We start from the raw sequence: 18827 nt of genomic DNA on the forward strand, positions 1-18827 counted from the left end.
TTAGGTGAGTCTCCGGCTCGTCGTACAAGAACAGCGTCTCGTCATTGCCGAACAGCCTAACTGCACCGAGCGTTAGCAACAGTTGAACCTCGCCGTCACTCAGGTCGTCAAGCGCCACCTGGCGCTGTCCGTCGGACATCCAGAGCTCTTGCACTGACAGTGGCAGCTTCCCCTTAAGCGGCTTCTTCACGTGCCCCTGGAATCCGTCGCGCCTCAACCACCGCTTTACTTCCCCTGACCACGCACTTGTACCCAAGAGCTGAAGCTTGTAGAGCGCTGAGAACCATTGACTGGGTTCACGTTCGCTCCCCCTAAGGTGCCGGACCACCATCGGATTAGTGAAGTCGAGTTCAATGTCGCCAGCCAAATAATCCAACTGGAACAACTCGTATTGCTCCTCAGAGGTTCTTGGCGACAAAGGCCTCAAACTGTCGGGGCCAGCTAGTTCGATCAGCCGCTGAACGTCTCGGGCATTGTCGCCCGCAGTAGCGTGGCCCCGTAAATCAAACCGAACAATGGCGCGAGCTGGATGACGGAAAGGAATTTCTGGCCAGATCTCGTCCCTATCCGGCGCTGGCAGCATTCCCAAAACCGCGATGAGCAACGCTGCACAATCGTAGTCGAGGAACAGGCTTCTTGGTGCGACGGTGTCGGCCTCCCGCAGGCGAAAGAGATCAGGTACATTCGGATCGTCATCAGCATCAAAGATGCCACGGTGCCGGGCGAGGAATTTCCGATTGATCTCAATAGTCCTTAATTCGTCCACGTTTGGCTGGGCTAGTTCTTTCTTCAGCCTAGAACGCACCCGGATCACATCGTGGAATTGCAAGGCGTTTCGCATGAAGGGACGTTGCAGATTCTCGGAGAGACCTGAGGCATATCCCACGAGCCGTGGCAGCAGGACATCGTCCAATTCGGCGGCTCCATGAATTTGGCGCCAACTGTCAGGCGCGTCCGGAGTGATCTCAATGGCTGGGTTATTCTCTGGTACGTAGATCTCAACTCCGCCGTCGCTGCGGGAATCGATCACATAGCGACGGCATCCTTCGAACAGCGATGACGCGAGCTCATATGCGACACGAAAGTCGTACCCCAGCGATCCCCTGACACGAAAATCCGGACGTTGCTGACGCTCCAAATAGGCCAATACCTCTGCTATGAGCTCCATCACCTGCGATTTGCCCGAGCCGTTGGCACCGATCAGAACAACCACATCGCCATTGGCCGCAGAGAAGTCAAAGGCTTGGTCTTTGAGCCCTTTGTACTCACCGAAAATTGCAAGCGACAGCAACCTCACGCTGTTACCTTTTTGCCGCGTTTGGCGGTTTCTGGCGCGGCGGCAGCCTGACGGCGCAGCAGCTCATTGCTGCTTTCGTCGGTGGGGTCTTGGGGAACTAACTCGCCGCGAAAGGCCTTCGCCAGCAAGGACGGCGTAAGACGCTCCGTTGCGGATTGCGCGGCTTGCAGGCGCGCTTCCAAGCGGTCCACATAGGTGAAAAGGAATTCGACACGGCGTACGATTTCAGCCTGCTCATCCATAGATGGCGCTGGTAAAGGAAAAGCCTTAATCTTGGAAAGATTTAAATTGGGCTGATTCCCCCCTTCCGCCAAGTCTCGCATTTGGAGGTAATTGGCCCGCAGCGCCAATTTCACAAAACTTCGAAGCATCCGTGACTCATCGACGACAATAGCAGCGCAGGCTTGGTTAATGGTGGCCTCGATACCAAGTTCCGAAACTTGACCGCGAGTTTTCCCTTCGCCGTACATTGCGACAAGCAAAGTCCCGACGGGGTAGCGCTTCAGGCGATGAACAGCGATAGCCAAGTCAGTCACATTTTCGGTAGCCGTGGTCACAAGTGACTGACCAGTTGCGGCACTGGTAATCCATGGAACGCCGATGGCGGCAAAGAAATCTGTATTAGATCGCAGCGGAGTGGAACCAGTACCAACAGCCGCGACAGTATCGACAGTCGTAATCGACCACGATGGGGCGTTCATTTGAGTGCGCCACCGTTCCGTCAACTTCCCCGACGTCGCCGCCGCCAACACCGATTGCCGAAATCGCTTGAGCAATGGTCCAACACGTGCGAGGCGGCAGTTCATCGCCGCTATACGGGCCAGCATGGTGTCGAGCTTGTCGGCGATGCGGCGCTGCTCAGCCAATGGCGGAATTGGCACTTCGAAAGCAAGAATTTGTTGCTTTGTCAGTGCTTGTCGCGTGGTGCCGGTATTGTCTGCCCAAATCTTCGACTGAAGAGCCGGGCTAGACAAGTACGCGCGGAAGTATCGGCTGTCGATGCACGTATTCGGCCGAATGATACATACGTGCTGATTTACTCGAGCGCCGTCCATATCGTGGGGAGCCAATGTCACCCGCCCAATTGAGGCACCCGTAATATTCAAAAGAATGTCATTCGCACGCACAGTAGCACCATCGAGCGCGGAAGCTTGATAGTCGTCGATGAATGCCAAGCCATCCCGCTTAAAACCGAAGAACACGACGTTCATTGACCGAATGAGGGGTGTTCCTGATAGCGTGTATGCAGCTTCTCCACCACGTGGTGTAGCTCCACTCCCCACCTTTTCGGTGAGCTTGGCGATTGGTGCAGTCGTCCAGTTGGCAATCATTCAGCCGCAGCCAATTCCGCCAGAATGGCCTCCAGCTCTTCGACCCCTGCACGCAGCTCATCTACCGCTTCCTGAGCAAGGACCGACGGCTCAGGCAAATCGGCCGCGTCCTCGTCGTTATCATCTTTGAGCCAGGTGATGTCCAAGCTATCGCCTTTCTCGCTCGCGATCCAGGCTCGCGTGAAGCGGCGAAAGCGCCCCGTACTACCGTGATCCGTACGGTCACTTTGACCGTTCGGATCGGTACCGAAGCACGACTCGAAGTCTGCAAAGTGGGTCCGGGTCAGCGGGGTGCGCTTCCCAAATTTTGGGACGTTGGCGCGCATGTCGTAAACCCAAACCTCCGGCGTGCTGCCGGTTGCGGCTTGGCTCACCTTCTGGAAGAAAAGCACGTTCGTCTTCACCCCCTGCGCATAGAAAATTCCGGTTGGCAGGCGCAAGATGGTGTGCAGGCGGCACTTGTCCATCAAGTCGCGCCGGATGTCGGCCCCAAGGCCGGATTCAAACAACACGTTATCAGGTAGCACCACAGCCGCACGACCGCCGTCCTTGAGATGGCGAACGATGTGCTGCAAAAATGCTAATTGCTTGTTGCTCGTGGCGAAAGTCAAATCATCCCGGGTAGGGCCACCGCCCCCCTTTGCCACGCCGAAAGGCGGGTTGCTGAGGATGATTTCGCTTTTGGGTAACTTACTTCCAGCGCTGCCCAGCGTATTTCCCAGGTGGACTACACCCTCGGCATCGCCCTCCATCCCGTGTAGCAGGCAATTCATCAGGGCCAAACGACGGGTGCTCGAAACCGTAGCCGTTCACTTCCCCCTATGAGAAAGCCAAAAAATTTCACCAAGGAAGTTGTCGATATTACATAATACTCAACGATGCAAATAAAGCCAACCCCACTTACCGATCACGATCTTCGCCAGATGAGCGACGAGTGGGTGAGTTCGCTCACGCCGTCGCAAAAGGAAGATCTCTTGGTTCGCGCGCTGGCGGAATTACGCAAGTCGCGGGATCGGCTCAATCAAACACCAAACAACAGTTCCAGGCCACCGTCGAGCCGCGCGCCATGGGAATCGACGCGCATCGAAGCGGGCGCCGTTGCATGCACTGGCACGGCGCCCATGACAGTTTATGCCGCCGCAGCCAAGGGAGCGGATGCGCCAAGTCCGCTACCGGCGTCTACAACATCGCCCGGCAAGTCCGGCAAGTCCGGCATCAGGAAGGCTGGCAAGCAAGTCGGCGCCAAAGGATTTGGCCGCACCCAGAAGCTGGCGTACACCGAGCAGTCCGACTGGCATCCCGACAGCTGTGCCGGCTGCGGCCAGCCTTTGTCGCAAGACGGCGCTACTGCCTACACCGCCTGGGATGCTATCGATATCGCCGACAAGCTTGCGGGCCAGGCCGGGCTGTTGCTCCGGGTAACCAGGCATACGCTCTATACGGGCAGCTGCTCGTGCGGGCATGTGACGCGTGCGACGCATCACGTCGCGCCCGACGATCCATTCTGGGACAAGGTGGCGCTCGGACAATGGCGCCTGATCGGGCCGCGTCTGGCCGGCGCCATCGTGTTCCTAGCGCTGCGCATGCGTTTGTCGCGCGCACGCATCCGTGAATTCTTTATCGAGCTGTTCGATCTGCAACTGAGCACGGGCGTGCTCGACGAAACCATCCGTGAAGCGGGTCGTGCCGTCGCGCCGCTGGAAGACGAGATGGTCCTCGACATCGAGCAAGCCGTCCTGCTCCACGCCGACGAGACCCCATGGAAAGAATCCGGCCAGCCGTTCTGGCTGTGGGTGTTCGTGGCCAGCCATACCACCGTGTTCTTCATCTGCTCGCGCGGCCTGGAAATTCTGTCGAATGTACTGACGGCCAAGTTCGCGGGCAACCTGATGACCGATGGCTACCAAGCCTACCGACACCTTGGCCGGCGCCTGCGTTGCTGGGCGCATTTGATCAGGAAGTGCCAAGGTTTGATCGATTCCACCGATGCCAGGGTGGCGCGCGCCGGCAAGGACATGCATGAGGTGCTATGTAGGCTGATGGAGGCCATCTATGCCGCCCGTTGCGCACAGGGCCAGCCTGTGGGCGCGCTGGCGAGCATTCACGCTACCGATATCGCATGCTTGCGCACACTCTGCGAGCGACATCGGGACCATGGCAATGACAAGCTGCGTGCCCTTGCGCGTGAATTCCTGCTCGACTGGGACGTCATCTTGCGCCAGGTCTCCGAGCCGCAGCTACCCTTGACAAACAACGCTGCCGAGCAAGCCCTGCGCCATTGGGTGATCGCGCGCCGTATCAGCATGGGCACTCGCAGCGAAGCCGGCACGCGGGCCTTTGCGCTCTTGGCCAGCGTTATCGAGACGTGCAGAAAACGCTCGGCATCGTCGTGGACCTACATTGCTGACGTTATTGCCGCAGCCCGACGCGGTCTGGCGGTGCCTGCACTGCCGGCAATTCCGGTTGGGGTGTGAACGGCTACCGAAACCAGCTCCATGCCCAGATACGCATTGTTGCGTTGGAATTGGCGCTGCTTTTCGCTAAGGTCGTAAAGGTCGTCGGTTTGACTGCGAATATAGGCATCGGCTGCGATCAGGAATCCGGCTGTGCCAGCGGCCGGGTCCTGGATAGTCTCGCCGGGTTGAGGTTTCAGCAGGTGAACGATACTGTCAATCAGTGGGCGCGGGGTAAAATACTGACCAGCGCCACTCTTAGTTTCGCTAGCGTTCTTCTCCAGCAGGCCCTCGTAGAGGTCACCCAAGCCGTCTTGCTTTGCACTGAACCAATCGATGGTGTCCAGGCTCTTGATCAGGTGCTCCAGATGACGCGGCTCTTTGAGGCTGGTTTGAGCGTCAGCATAGACCGCTGCTATTAGCGGGTCAACACTCTGCGAAAGATCGAGCAAGCTACTCTTGTAGTGATTCAAAAGATTTAGGCCGGAACGAATGGTGAACTCGGGCCAACGAGCGTACTCAGGGAGCTTGTGCGCCTTCAGCACACCGCTCGCAGTGTTCTCGTGCTCCATCTTAATGAAAAGAAGGAGAACGAGTTCGGTTACGTAGTCGCTGTAGTTGATGCCGTCATCGCGGAGGATGTCGCAGAGGTTCCAGAGCTTTTGAACGATGTCTTGGTTATTCATTTATAGAGGTAAGTTAAAGGCTGGTTCGGCCATCAGGCTGCGGCTTGCGGCCACATGCCATCGGCCAAGTTGTTCATTACGCGATCGAGTTGGCCACCAAGCAGCTTGTCCAACTGCTTGACGCCGCCATCGTTTGCGAAGGCGGCGTTAACGAAGCTGTGATCGATAACGGTTTCGTGAGTGAGCTGTTTGGCTAAGCGCTGCAGCCACTTGCGCTGCATTGGCGTCCACGAATGCTGCAAGTATAGCGCCTGCATGGCGCGGCCTACCCGCTGCTCGAAGGGGACCAGTGCCTCCCCGAGCGCCGCTTGGCGGATATAGGCAATGACGCCAGCAGCAATATCCTGGTTACTTTGCTTGCGCCAGGCGGCTTTGAGGTTGGCCTCGGAGTAGCCGGCGCCGTCGAGCAGCAGGCGTACTTCCTTCAACTGCTCGCGGGTAAGGTCTCGCGGGCGGTTGACAACAGTGGCGATGGCAGCCGATTGGTTGATCTGCAAACGCACGAAGTCGCCAAAGCTATCTAGGAAGTCCTCCGGCTTGGCGTACACGCCCCAGCTCTGGGTGCGCTCGCGTATCTCGTCGATATGCTGCGAGATGACCGGCATATAGGCCGTGCCCAGCAGTTGCTGCACCTCGGCGAGTTGCAGCAACAACCGTGTGTTGTTTCGGAGGAAATCGGCCGCCGCCTGCGGACCGTTTGCTGCGCTCAACTGGTGCAGGTGGTGGTGCAGTTCCTGTGGCGCCACGCCCCATTGCACCTCCAAGGCGTCCAGTCGCTCTTTCAGCGCCGGGCGCTTATCGGCTTTATGGGCGGCGTCACGTAGCACGCGCATGAGCTTCTGGTTAAGCTGGTCCAGTACATCGTGCGCGTGACTGCGGCCCGGCCCACTGCCGGGCGCTTCGTACGCAGCCGGATTGTTCAGTTCGTCCAGCAACTGGTCCAATGTGACGCGCGGGTCCTTCACCAATGGTTGCATGGTATTGACGGCTTGCAGCGCGGCGTATAGGTCTACGGGGTCGTAGATTTTGAAGACGGTCTTTCCAATTGCGTCGCATCGCCGGGTAGCTCGACCAATCATCTGTTCGTACAGAATTCGCGATTTCACCCGACGCATGAACACAACATGACAGATGGAAGGCACGTCGATGCCCGTCGTCAAGAGGTCCACAGTGATGGCGATAGAAGGAAAGCGTTCGTTCTTGTAGCGGCGGATCAGCTGGCTCACCTTATCTGAAGCGCCTGTGATCTTTTCGACAGCAGACTGATTGTACTGGTCGCCATACACGTCCTTAAAAGCGTCGCCTAGCAAGCGTTTCACCATGTCCGCGTGCGCGTCGGTGGCGCAAAAAATCAATGCCTTCTCTTCCCCCATCGGGTCCAGCTCTTGTGCGAGCTGTTCGCAAATGACGCGGTTAAATTCCTCGCTGATGACTCGCTTGTTGAAGCTCTCCAACTCGAAATGCAGCTCGTCTTCTAGCTCAGCCGACTCGATCTCGCCGGTACCCATGTTGATGGCCTCCACTTGCTGTCCATTGTCAAAGTGAATCCCATGTTGACTAAGCAGGGTCTGGTAGCGAATGGGCGGCTCATAGTCGATAAGCCAGTCGTCGGCAACGGCTTCCCGATACGAATAAGTGAATACCGGGCGACCAAAAATTTCTGTTGTGTGGCGAGCGGGTGTGGCCGTCAGGCCAACTTTGACCGCATCAAAGTAATCCAGCACACGGCGGTAGGTGGACAGGTACTGAGTCTGGTCGCGCAGAGCAAGTTCGCCCTCGGTCATCTCCTGATCCAATGTGTAACCACGGTGGGCCTCGTCGACAATTACACAGTCGAAGGCGTCAACGGCAGGCGGACGGTCACTGGCGAAGATGCGAGTGACCATGGCCTGCACTGTGGCCACCTGCACCCGCGTTTCTGCCTCAGCTGCCATGTCCCCTAGTTCAGCTATGTTGTAGATTTTGGAAAGCGGCTGGTTCTGTTCAAGCAGCGCTTCGTTAAAGGAATCGATAGCTTGGTCACCCAGTGCCGTGCGATCGACCACAAACAGAATTCGGCGAAAGCGCTCGGTTTTGAGTAGACGGTAGATTAGGCCGATAATGGTACGGGTCTTGCCCGTACCTGTTGCCATGGCCAATAGGCAATTCGCCTGGCCGCCCTCCATTGCCTGTTCGACGGCAACGACCGCCTTCTGTTGATAGTCCCGCAGGCCGAGGTAGGCGAAACCCTCTTGCCTTAAGCGCACCTCGGCATCGGCCTTGCTGCGACGAAGCTGGTCCAGCAGGCCCTCGGGCGTGTGAAATCCCTGTAGAGGCTTGGCCAAATTTGAACCAAGACGAAGGTCGCGGAACCATGTGCCGCTAGCCTCCGGACTTTGCTTGATAAGGGGGCGCCCATTGCATGAGTATGCAAACGGCAGCTGGAAATTGCCGCCCTGCCCATCGGACCATGGAACTCGGCAGCCTTCGATCAGCCAGGCGGGTTGGTACTCAGCATCGAAGTCGAAGCCGCGTGCATAACGTTCGGCCTGACCAATCTTGCCAGCGACGTTTACATTTAGGCGCTTGGCTTCCACAACGGAAATTGGCGTCAGGCCAGCAAACAGCACGTAGTCGGCACTCTGCTTGCCGCGCGAAGGCCACTCGGCGATGGCCAGGTTGCGGTTGCGCTGCGGGCGAGTTCCTTTTGCGTAGGTCAGTGCGATGGTGTCAGCCTCCCAGCCGGCGTCACGGAGCATCTGGTCAATCAGTAGCCGCGTGCCGGCCTCGTCGATTGTCACTTGTTGCGCTGCGCGAGCGGCCCGTCGAGCAAAGCGCTGAACTTCTTGAGCGCTGGTAGTTGTAGGCAGCGAGGCCGCCGCCTTCAACTTTGCGTCGAACTCCGCTTTCAGCGCAGCAAACCGTGCACTAGCCTCTTCGGCCAGACTTTCATAGATCCCTCGCTCCTCGCTGGCGCGTTCAGCGAGTTCGCGCTCTTGGGCCGCCTGCGCGGCAAGCAGTTTGGCAAGTTCGGCCTTACCGACCTGCTCGGTTTGGACTTGGTGGAGGTCTTGAGTGAGGCTATCCACTTGCTGCTGCAGTTCGATTAATCTTTGGCTTGGGTCATCCGGCAAGATAAAGGGGCCGGACTTGAAATCTGGCGCCGTCCCGAAGCTGCGGTGAAACCAAAGAGCAACCTCCCGCGCAACCTTGAGAGCTTCAAGGCCCTCCCGATAGCCTATGCCGTGATCTGCCTGGTGAGCGGCTTCATTGCCACGAATCCGAAGCAAATGGAACATCTGCCGCACTTGGGAGTCCAACCCCAGACGTTGATCTACTGCACGCACTAGCTCTGCTTGGGTGGGCTGTTGCAGGCGCAAGCCTATGCGAGACGCGACTTCCTGCATCAACGATTCTGCAAGCAGTCGCAGCTTGAGTACGCAACTGGCAGGGTCAAATGGATAGAGTCGCTCTGCCGTGGAGCCAAGGTCAGCTAGTAGTGGGGAGTGCTCAGCCAAGAAGTCGAAGTTACTTGGTTTTCCTGCAGTTCCCTTTGCCATATTCGTTCCGCCCTTGGATCGATCGACGCGAAGTCAGCGGCGAGCTGCCGGTGATGCTCGCAGGTGTGCATTATAGCAACGAAATGTAACTCGCAGTCGCAAGACTATTTGCAGCATTACATGCAGTACCTGATCGCAGAACGGCATCTGGCTTGGTCCAGCACCAACCAGAAAACCTACGCACTGCGCTTCTTCCATCAAATGACACTGGGGCGCCCCGACACCACCTTCATCATCCCGAACCGTCGCGTGCCGGCCAAGTTGCCGGAAATTCTGTCGCATTGCGCCGCCCCCCCTGGGGCGCGAACCGCTTGGAAATGACGTAGGTCCGCGCTACTGAGCTAAATTCTGAGCTCGGAAGGCGCATTTTCTAATTGATGGGTGAGTTGATAGGTAAAATTCACGACAAGAAAAAAGCCCTTAAAAATCAACGGCTTGTTTCAAGTATTGGCGGAAGCGGTGAGATTCGAACTCACGAACGGCTCACACCGTCGCCAGTTTTCAAGACTGGTGCCTTCAACCGCTCGGCCACGCTTCCTGCAGAACGCGATTATACAGAAAAAAGCCCCGGCTTAGGGCAATTTGCCCTAAGCCCATCCCCCCGCGACGGCCGCAAGCCCGACCAGCGCCGGCTCCACCGCGGTAATCAGCTTCGCCGCCGTCAAGGTCGTGGCCAGCACGCCCTGCAACTTCATCATCGTGACAAAATTCGCCTGCGCGCCCGCCGCCCCATCCGCATCGAACTGCACCAGGGTATCGTTCGCGCTTTGCAGATAACGTAGCACCCCGCTGGCGAACGGGTCGCCCGGCGGCACCGCGCCGTTCAAGAGGGCCGACACGTCGATCCTGTCGCCGCCCGCGCCCACCGCAACATCGCGCACGCCGAACATGCTCGTGCCCACGCTCCCCACCACGCCGAAGCGGTCACTCCCGCCGATGGCCGTCACCAGGTTCGACTTCTGCGTCTCGCGCGTCAGGATGATGGCATCGTCGCCCTCGCCGCCATTGGCCAGCACCCGCCCTTGCGCCAGATAATCGTTGGCGTTGATCTCGATCCGGTCGTTGCCGCTGCCGCCGAACGCACCCACCTCGCCGTCGGTCTGGACCTTGATGATATCGTTGCCGCTGCCGCCATTGAGCAGGCCGTCGAGCACGTACTGGCCATAGTTGACGGACATCCGGTCGTTGCCGTTACCGCCGTTGAACACATCGCTGCCGCCGGCCTGCACCGTCATGCCGTGCTGCGAGCCATCCTGGTTGTAGCCTTCGACGAAACTGTTCAGCAGCACGTCCTGGGCGCGCACCCCGGTCAGCGTGGCGACCGTGCGGATGCTGCTGGCGGCGCCGGCGGCGCCATCGTCGTCGATCTGCACCAGTGTGTCGTTGCCCTGTTGCAGCAGGCGACTTGCCACGCCCTTGCGCAGGGCAAGGTGGGCGGCAATCGTTCCTCACTTGCGTAGGTCAGCCGATGATGAACGCGTCCGATAGCGCATCCGCCACGCCCACCAGCTGCACCGATGCGCCAGCGCCCGCCGCCACGTTGTCGCTGGTCATGCTGGTAGCGAGCACGTTTTGCAAGGTCATCAGCGTGGCCGCGGCCAGCGGACCGGCGCCGCCGTCGGCGTCGAAACTCACCAGCGTCGCGCTGCCGCCCTGCACGAAGGTCAGCACACCGTCTGGCGCTGCCAGGGCGCTCAGGTCGATGCGGTCGCCCCCCGCGCCGGCTGCAAAATCCTTCACTGCCAGGCTGCCCAGGCGCCCTTCCCCGCGCAGCACGTAGGTGTCGATGCCGGCACCGCCGCTGGCCGTCAGTGCCGTGTTATCCAGCGTGCCGCGCGTGAAGATGATGGTATCGGCTTCCTCGCCGCCCGACACGACCACGCGCCCCGCCAGCGCCTGCTGGGTCGCGGCAATCTCGATCACGTCGGCGCCGCGTCCGCCGAACAGGCCGCTGTTGCCGCTGCCCACCACTTTCAGCAGGTCGTTGCCGTTGCCGCCGTTCAGCTGGACATTGCCGCAGCCGCCGTCCAGGGTGTCGTTGCCGGCGCCGCCGTCGAGCACGTCGTCGCCCTGGTCGGCGAACAGCGCATCGTTGCCGTTGCCGCCATTCACAGTGTCGTCGCCGGCGCCGCCGTGCAGGATATCGTTGCCCTCGCCGCCGCTCAGCTCGTCGTTGCAGGCGCCGCCGTCGGCGCTGTCGTCGCCATCGCCGGCCTTGAGGATGTCGGCGCCCTCGCCGCCACCGAGCGTGTCGTTACCGATGCCGCCGTCGAGCAAGTCGTCGCCCAGACCGCCCTGCAGCAGGTCGGCGCCCTGCCAGCCTTCCAGCACATCCGCACCGGCGCCACCGTCGAGATTGTCGTCGCCATCGCCACCATTCAGGATGTCGGCGCCGGCGTCGCCGCGCAGCATGTCATTGTTGTACCCGCCGTCGAGCAGGTCGTCGCCCTCGCCACCGTGCAGGGTGTCGTTTTGGAGGTTTCCCCGCAGTACGTCGTTGCCCTGGAAACCGTACAGCAAGTCAAGGCCTTCCCCGCCCTCGAGCACATCGTTGCTGCGCCCGCCCTTGAAAATCGCGTCTTCGCGCCAGGCGGACAGGTGGATGCCGTCCTCGGAGCCGTTTGGATTCATGCCGCCGGCAATGTGGTTGGCGCTCAGCTGCGAGGGCACCACGGCGTCGATGGTCAGAATGGTGCGAAAGCTCGCCGCGCTGCCGGCGGCGCCGTCTTCGTCGAACTGAAGCTGTGTGCTGTTGCCGTGCTGCTGCACGCGCAGGTAGCCGAGCGCGCCGAAGGGGTTGCTGACGTAATTGGCCGCGACCTGCGCAATCAGGGCGTCCAGGTCGAGCACATCGTTGTTGTAGAAGTCGGTGATGGTCACCTGCCCGGCGTGGTCACCGGGCGCCAACACGAACGTGTCGGTGCCATAGCCGCCGCTCGCCACCACGTCCTGGAAGCCCTGCGAGGGGCCGAAGGTGAGCACGTCGTCGCCGGCGTCGCCCGCCATGCGCACCGCGCCTTTGGCGCCGCCCGCAAAATCGGCGAACAGCTGGTCGTCGCCCGCACCGCCAACGAGCGTATCGCCGGTGCCGCCGGTGATGCTGTCGTTGCCATCGCCGCCGTCGACCTTGTCGCTGCCGCTGCCGCTGCTCACGATCACGTCGCGGCCTTCGCCGCCCGTCAGCACATTGTTGCCCTCGGCATCGGTGAGGATGTCGTCGCCGTCGCCGCCGTTGAGGTAATCGTCGCCCGCGCCGCCGGTCAGCATATCCTTGCCGGACCCGCCCACCATGCTGTCGCTGCCCTCGTCGCCGGCCAGCGTGTCGTCGCCGTTGCCGCCATGGACGCTGTCGTTGCCGCTGCCGCCTTGCAGCAGGTCGCCATCGTCGCCGCCTTCGGCCAGGTCGTCGCCGGCACCGCCGAGCAGGGTGTCGCTGCCGCCCAGGCCGATGAGGTGTTCGGCGCGTTCGTCGCCTTGGATGCTGTCGGCGCCGGCCGTGCCGGTCAGCACCCGGCCGAAGAAGCCGGCCGCGGGATCGTAGCCCTGCTTGAAATGGGCGCTGGTCAGGCTGGCCGCGGCGACGTTGCGCAGGGTCAGCACGTCGATCATGGTGTAGGTGCTGTCGGCCGCGCCGTCGCGGTCGTGGCGCAGTACGGTGTCGGTACCGCGCTGTTCCAGGCGCAGGTAGCCATCGGCGCCGAACGGATTGCCGGCGTAATCCCACGCCAGGCCCGACAGGTACAGGTCGAGCAGGTCGCTGTCGGCGCCCACCGAAAAATCGGTCAGCGTCGCGTTCGGGGTGTTCTCCGGTTTCCCGAACAGCGCCAGGCGGAAGGTGTCGTGTCCGCTGCCGCCGCTCACGCTCACGGTCACCTCCGGTGGCGCTTCGGAGAACGCGATGACGTCGTCGCCGGCGCCGCCGGACAGGTGCACTGAGCCAAACTTGGCGGACCCATCATCGCCCGCCCACAAGTAATCGTTGCCATCGCCGCCATCGCCGCCATCGAGCATGCTGTCGCCGGCGTAGTCCACTGTCAAGGTGTCGTTGCCTGCGCCGCCGAGCATGGTATTCGAGCCGGCGCCGCCCTCCATGCGGTCGTCGCCCTCGCCACCCTCGATCCGGTCATCGCCGTCTGCGGCGGCCAGCACATCGGCGCCGTCGCCGCCGAGCAGGGTGTCGTGGCCCTCGCGCGAAAAGATCGTGTCGGCGCCGCCGTTGCCTTCGTAGCGGTCGTTCAGGCGGGAGCCGGTGATGTCGTCGTTGCCGCTGCCGCCGATGAGGGTCTCGCCGTCGTCGATACCGGCCGGGAGGATCTGGCTGGTCGAGATGGTCGGCGCCACCGACGCGGCGCTCATGCCTTCGAGCCGCAGCACGGTCTTGAAGCCGGACGCCGGGCCCTTGGCGCCGTCGGCGTCGAATTGCAGCAAGGTGTCGGCGCCGTCCTGCACCAGTTTCAGATAGCCGCGTTCGTTTGAAAACGGGTCGCCCAGCGACAGGTCGATCCCGGCCAGCAGACCGCTAGCGTCGATCCGGTCGCCTTCCGGGCCGCCGCTGAAATCGGTGACCGTGTAGCCGGCGGCGCCGCTCTCGCGTTCCAGCAGGTAGACGTCGCGCCCGGCGCCGCCGGTCACGCGCGCCGTGCCGTGGTTCAGGAACGCCACGCTGAACAGGTCATCGCCAGCGCCGCCGTCGGCCATGGTGGTGGCCGCCGCTTCATTGGCCCGGGTGCGGATCGTGATGCGGTCGGCGCCGGCGCCGCCGAGATAGCTGTCCTCGCCGTCGCCGAACAGGAAGTCGTTATCGATGCCGCCGTCGAGCAGGCTGGCGCCGCCCCGTTCGGAGTACAGCAAGTCGACCCCGGCGCCGCCCGCCAGCCAGTCGCGCCCTTCGGAATCGTTGAGCGTGTCGTGGCCCGCGCCGCCCCGCAGGGTGTCGTTGCCCAGTTCGCCCTTGAGATCGTCGTTGCCGGCGCCGCCATCGGCGACGTCATTGCCGGCGTTGCCGTTCAGGGAATCGTTGCCCCGGCCGCCGAGGAGGGTGTCGTTACCGTCGAAGCCGAGCAGCTCGTCGTACCCGGCGCGTGTGTCGTCGTCCGGATCGTTGCTGACAATGGAGTCGTCGCCGCCGTAGCCCCACAGCCTGTCTCCGTCACCATTGCCCGATATCGTGTCGTTGAACGCCGAGCCATACAGCGCGTCCGCGCCGCTCCCGCCCTGCAGATTGAGGCCGACGCCGGCCACGTTGGCGCTGGGGCTGGCCTGGAGGGCATCGTTGCTGATCAGGTCGGCGTGGCGCTCAGTGACGGCGTTGAAAATGTTCATGTGGGTCCCGGGAATGATGGTCGATTGATGGCAATATTATCAACGCCATCATGCCCGCCCCCCTGGCTGAATGTAAAGAATGTAAGATTAAATAAAATGCAACAACCTGTGCGTCCGGCGCGCCGCCGCGCAGAAGGGCATTGTTGGCGGCGCCGGTCAGGGCCGGCCCGGTGTCGGGATACGGATTGCCACGCCCTTATGCCGGACAAGGGTGCGTGGCAATCGATCTTGCCTTGTGGCTCGATCAGCCCGGCAGGAACTCGGCCGGCGCAATGCCCACCAGTGGCACCGGGGCGCCGCTGAGATCGACCACGTTGTCGCTCGTCAGGCTGGTCGCAAGCACGTTTTGCAAGGTCATCAGCGTGACCGCGGCCAGCGGGCCGACGGCGCCGTCGGCGTCGAAACTCACCAGCGTCGCGCTGCCGCTCTGCACGAACTTCAGCACACCGTCTGGCGCTGCCAGGCCGCGCAGGTCAATGCGGTCGCCCCCGGCGCCGGCCACGAAATCTTTCACCGTCAGGCTGCCCAGGCGCCCTTCCCCGCGCAGCACGTAGGTGTCGATGGCGGCCCCGCCGCTGGCCGTGAGCGCCGTGTTATCCAGCGCGCCGCGCGTGAAGACGATGGTGTCGGCATCCTCGCCGCCCGACACGACCACGCGCCCCGCCAGCACCTGCTGCGTGGCGGCGATCTCGATCAGGTCGGCCCCGCGTCCGCCGAACAGGCCGCTGTTGCCGCTGCCGCTGACCTTGAGCACATCGTTGCCGTTGCCGCCGTTGAGCTGCACGCTGCCGCTGCCGCCGTCGAGGGTGTCGTTGCCGGCGCTGCCGTCGAGCAGGTCGTCGCCCTGGCCGGCGAACAGCGCATCGTCGCCATTGCCGCCGTTCAGGATGTCGTCGCCGGCGCCGCCGCGCAGGACATCCTTGCCCTCGCCACCGCTCAGCTCGTCGTTGCCGGCGCCGCCGTCGAGCTTGTCGTCGCCATCGCCGGCCTTGAGGATGTCGATGCCGTCGCCGCCATCGAGCGTGTCGTTGCCGATACCGCCGTCGAGCACATCGTCGCCCTGCCCGCCCTGCAGCAGGTCGACGCCACTGGCGCCATCGAGCGCGTCGTTGCCCGCGCCGCCGTCGAGCTTGTCGTCGCCCTGGCCACCGTTCAGGGTGTCGGCGCCGGTGTCGCCGAGCAGCATGTCGTTGTCGTCCTCGCCGTCGAGCAGGTCGTCGCCCTCGCCACCATGCAGGGTGTCATTGTGATAGCCGCCACGCAGCACGTCGTTGCCCTGGAAACCGTACAGCACGTCATTGCCCTGTTGACCGTCGAGCACATCGTTGCTGCGCCCGCCGTTGAGGATTTCGTCGTAGTGCCAGCCGGACAGGTGGATGCCATCCACGGAACCGTTCGGATTCATGCCGCCGGCGATGTGGTTGGCGGTCAGCTGGGCGGGCGTGACGGCGTCAAGGGTGAGGATGGTGCGAAAGCCCGCCGCGCTGCCGGCAGCGCCATCTTCGTCGAACTGGAGCAGCGTGCTGTTGCCGCTCTGCTGCACGCGCAGGTAGCCGAGCGTGCCGAACGGATTGCTGACGTAGTTGGCCACCACCTGCGGAATCAGGGCGTCGAGGTCGAGCACGTCGTTGCGGTAGCCGAGATGGAAATCGGTGATGTCAACCTGCCCGGCGTGGGCACCGGGTGCGAACCGGTAGGTGTCAAGGCTCTCGCCGCCGCTGACGAGGACGTCCTGGAATGCCAGCGAGGGACCGAAGGTGAGCACGTCGTCGCCCCAGCCGCCCAGCATGCGCACCGAACCTTTGGCCCCGCCCGTGAAATCGGCGAACAGCCGGTCGTCGCCGCCGCCGCCGTCGAGCGTATCGCCAACGCCGCCGGTGACGGTGTCTTCGTACTCTCCGCCGTCGACCTTGTCGCTGCCGCTGCCGGTGCTGACGATGGTATCGCGGCCGTAGCCGCCCGTCAGCACGTTGTTGCCTTCGACATCGGTGAGGATGTCGTCGCCATCGTCGCCGCTGACGATGTCGTCGCCCGCGCCGCCCGTCACCACGTCATTGCCGTGCCCGCCCACCACGCTGTCGCTGCCCTCTTCGCCGGTCAGCGTGTCGTCGCCGTTGCCGCCGAAGATGCTGTCGTTGCCGCTGCCGCCTTGCAGCAGGTCGCCATCGTCGCCGCCTTCGACCAGATCGTCGCCGGCGCCGCCGAGCAGGGTGTCGCTGCCGCCCAGGCCGATGAAGTGTTCGGCGCGCGCGTCGCCGCTGATGCTATCGGCCCCGGCCGTGCCGGTCAGCACCCGGCCGAAGAAGGCGGCTGCGGGGTCGTAGCCCTGCACGAAATTGGCTTTGGTCAGGCTGGTGGCGCTCACGTTGCGCAAGGTCATGATGTCAATCAGGGTGTAGTCCGTGCCGGCCGCGCCGTCGTTGTCATAGCGCAGTACCGTGTCGGCGCCGCGCTGCTCCAGGCGCAGGTAGCCATCGGCGCCGAAGGGGTTGCCGGTGTAACTCCACGTGAACGACAGGTTCAGATTGAGCAGGTCCGCTTCCGTACCGACCGAAAAATCGGTCACCGTGATGTGCGGCGTACTCTCCGCGAAGCCGTACGTCAACAGGCGGAACGTGTCACGCCCGCTGCCGCCGCTGGCGATCAGCGTCACCGCCGGTGAACCTGAGGATATGTCAATCTGGTCGTCGCCGGCGCCGCCGGACAGTTGCGTGGTGCCGAAGTGGGTGGCCTGGTAGCCGCCCGCGTTCAGGGTATCGTTGCCATCACCGCCATCGAGCAGGTTGTCGCCGGCGTACTCCACCGTCAACTGGTCATTGCCGGCGCCGCCGGATACGATGTTCGAGCCCACGCCGCCGCCCAGGTAGTCGTTGCCGTCGCCGCCCTCGATCAGGTCGTCGCCATTGCCGCCAAACAACATATCGGCGCCGGTGCCGCCGAGCAGGGTGTCGTTGCCGGCACCCGACCAGATCGTGTCGGCGCCGCCGTTGCCTTCGTAGCGGTCGTTCAGGTAGGAGCCGGAAATGTCGTCGTTGCGCTCGCCGCCGACGATGGTCTCGCCATTGTCGATGCCGTCCGGACTGAGCTGGCTGGTCGCGATGTTCGCCGCCACCGACGCCGCGCTCACGCCTTCGAGCCGCAGCACGGTCTTGAAAGCGGCCGCGCTGCCCTTGGCGCCGTCGGCGTCGAATTGCAGCACGCTGTCGGCGCCGTCCTGCACCAGCTTCAGATAACCGCGTTCGTTTGAAAACGGGTCGCCCAGGGACAGGTCGATGCCGGCCAGCAGACGGCTGGCATCGATCCGGTCGCCTTGCGGGCCGCCGGCGAAATCGGTGACAAGGTAGCCGGCGGGGCCGCTCTCGCGTTCCAGCAGGTAGACGTCGCGCCCGCCGCCGCCGGTCACGCGCGCCGAGCCCTGGTTCAGGAACGCCACGCTGAACAGGTCGTTGCCGGCGCCGCCGTCGGCCAGGGTGGTGGCGGCCGCTTCGGCGGCCCGGGTGCGGATCGTGATGCGGTCGGCGCCGGCGCCGCCGAGATAGGTGTCCTGGCCGTCACCGAACAGGAAGTCGTTATCGATGCCGCCGTCGAGCAGGCTGGCGCCGCCCCGTTCGGAATACAGCAAGTCGACCCCGGCGCCGCCCAGCAGCATATCCTTGCCCTCGAAATCGTTGAGCGTGTCGTGGCCCGCGCCGCCCTGCAGGGTGTCGTTGCCCAGTTCGCCCTTGAGCTCGTCGTTGCCGCCACCGCCATCCTGAAAGTCATTGCCGAAGTTGCCGTTCAGGGTGTCGTTGCCCCGCCCGCCGAGGAGGGTATCGTTGCCGTCGAAGCCGAACAGGACGTCGGACCCGGCGGGCGTGTCGTCGTCCGGGTCGTTGCTGATAATGTAGTCGTCGCCGCCGTAGCCCCACAGCTTGTCCGAGCCGCCATTGCCCGAAATCGTGTCGTTGAACTCCGCGCCATACAGCGCGTCGGTGCCACTCCAACCCTGCAGATTGAGGCCGGCGCCGGCCACGGCGGTGCCGGGGCTGGCCTGGAGGGCATCGTTGCTGATCAGGTCGGCATGGTGCTCAGTGCGGGCGTTGGAAGTGGTCATGGAGCTCCGGGGAATGATGGTGATTGATGGCGTTCAACGTCCATCATGCCCCCGCACGATAGGAATGTACAGGAGTTAAAATTAAGGAATATGTAACATTTCATGA

General features: G+C 62.5%; 9 protein-coding genes, 1 tRNA gene and 1 pseudogene. 2 read left to right on the forward strand and 9 right to left on the reverse strand.

Going from position 1 to position 18827, the window contains the following annotated elements; genetic code table 11:
* The 3 genes and pseudogenes from PO883_RS07570 to PO883_RS07580 all read right to left on the reverse strand — a co-directional run.
* On the reverse strand, positions 1–1297 hold a 1297-nt coding region (locus PO883_RS07570; RefSeq protein WP_289309208.1), incomplete at its 3' end, for a hypothetical protein.
* Entirely contained in the window at positions 1294–2628 is a 1335-nt protein-coding gene (locus PO883_RS07575; RefSeq protein WP_289309209.1) for a restriction endonuclease subunit S, read from the reverse strand. The genes PO883_RS07575 and PO883_RS07570, both read right to left, overlap by 4 nt.
* A pseudogene (locus tag PO883_RS07580) lies at positions 2625–3413 on the reverse strand (class I SAM-dependent DNA methyltransferase); the annotation flags it as partial. The pseudogene PO883_RS07580 and the gene PO883_RS07575, both read right to left, overlap by 4 nt.
* A gap of 138 nt (positions 3414–3551) precedes the next feature.
* Here PO883_RS07580 and PO883_RS07585 point away from each other — a divergent pair.
* Entirely contained in the window at positions 3552–5102 is a 1551-nt protein-coding gene (locus PO883_RS07585; RefSeq protein ID WP_289309210.1) for an IS66 family transposase, read from the forward strand.
* On the opposite strand, the gene PO883_RS07590 is transcribed toward PO883_RS07585, so the two are convergent.
* Entirely contained in the window at positions 5024–5767 is a 744-nt protein-coding gene (locus PO883_RS07590) for an N-6 DNA methylase (RefSeq protein ID WP_289309211.1), read from the reverse strand. The two genes, PO883_RS07585 and PO883_RS07590, sit on opposite strands and share 79 nt — an antisense overlap.
* Positions 5768–5799: 32 nt before the next feature.
* Complete coding sequence (gene hsdR, locus PO883_RS07595; protein WP_289309212.1) at positions 5800–9306, reverse strand: type I restriction-modification system endonuclease; 3507 nt, start codon at positions 9304–9306, stop codon at positions 5800–5802.
* A gap of 120 nt (positions 9307–9426) precedes the next feature.
* Between hsdR and PO883_RS07600 the strand changes: the two genes are divergently transcribed.
* Complete coding sequence (locus PO883_RS07600; RefSeq protein ID WP_289309213.1) at positions 9427–9627, forward strand: hypothetical protein; 201 nt, start codon at positions 9427–9429, stop codon at positions 9625–9627.
* A gap of 127 nt (positions 9628–9754) precedes the next feature.
* Here the strand turns inward: PO883_RS07600 and PO883_RS07605 are convergent.
* From PO883_RS07605 to PO883_RS07620, 4 genes are all read right to left on the reverse strand, one after another.
* Positions 9755–9844: transfer RNA gene (locus tag PO883_RS07605), tRNA-Ser, on the reverse strand.
* A 49-nt stretch (positions 9845–9893) separates the two neighbouring features.
* A complete protein-coding gene (locus PO883_RS07610; RefSeq protein WP_289309214.1) occupies positions 9894–10718 on the reverse strand; it encodes a type I secretion C-terminal target domain-containing protein in 825 nt (274 codons plus the stop codon).
* Positions 10719–10767: 49 nt separating this feature from the next.
* Positions 10768–14628, reverse strand: coding sequence for a calcium-binding protein (locus tag PO883_RS07615; protein ID WP_289309215.1), 3861 nt, complete (start codon positions 14626–14628; stop codon positions 10768–10770).
* 244 nt (positions 14629–14872) lie between these two features.
* A complete protein-coding gene (locus PO883_RS07620) occupies positions 14873–18721 on the reverse strand; it encodes a calcium-binding protein (RefSeq protein WP_289309216.1) in 3849 nt (1282 codons plus the stop codon).
* Between the last annotated feature and the right edge of the window lie 106 nt (positions 18722–18827).

Source organism: Massilia sp. DJPM01, assembly GCF_030348125.1.
Classification (GTDB): Bacteria; Pseudomonadota; Gammaproteobacteria; order Burkholderiales; family Burkholderiaceae_D; genus Telluria_A; species Telluria_A frigida.

What these genes read in the sequence shown, in the direction of transcription:
- PO883_RS07575 (WP_289309209.1), bottom strand. Translation starts at nt 2,628, where the DNA reads ATGATTGCCAACTGGACGACTGCACCAATCGCCAAGCTCACCGAAAAG.
- PO883_RS07585 (WP_289309210.1), top strand. Translation starts at nt 3,552, where the DNA reads ATGAGCGACGAGTGGGTGAGTTCGCTCACGCCGTCGCAAAAGGAAGAT.
- PO883_RS07590 (WP_289309211.1), bottom strand. Translation starts at nt 5,767, where the DNA reads ATGAATAACCAAGACATCGTTCAAAAGCTCTGGAACCTCTGCGACATC.
- hsdR (WP_289309212.1), bottom strand. Translation starts at nt 9,306, where the DNA reads ATGGCAAAGGGAACTGCAGGAAAACCAAGTAACTTCGACTTCTTGGCT.
- PO883_RS07600 (WP_289309213.1), top strand. Translation starts at nt 9,427, where the DNA reads ATGCAGTACCTGATCGCAGAACGGCATCTGGCTTGGTCCAGCACCAAC.
- PO883_RS07615 (WP_289309215.1), bottom strand. Translation starts at nt 14,628, where the DNA reads ATGAACATTTTCAACGCCGTCACTGAGCGCCACGCCGACCTGATCAGC.
- PO883_RS07620 (WP_289309216.1), bottom strand. Translation starts at nt 18,721, where the DNA reads ATGACCACTTCCAACGCCCGCACTGAGCACCATGCCGACCTGATCAGC.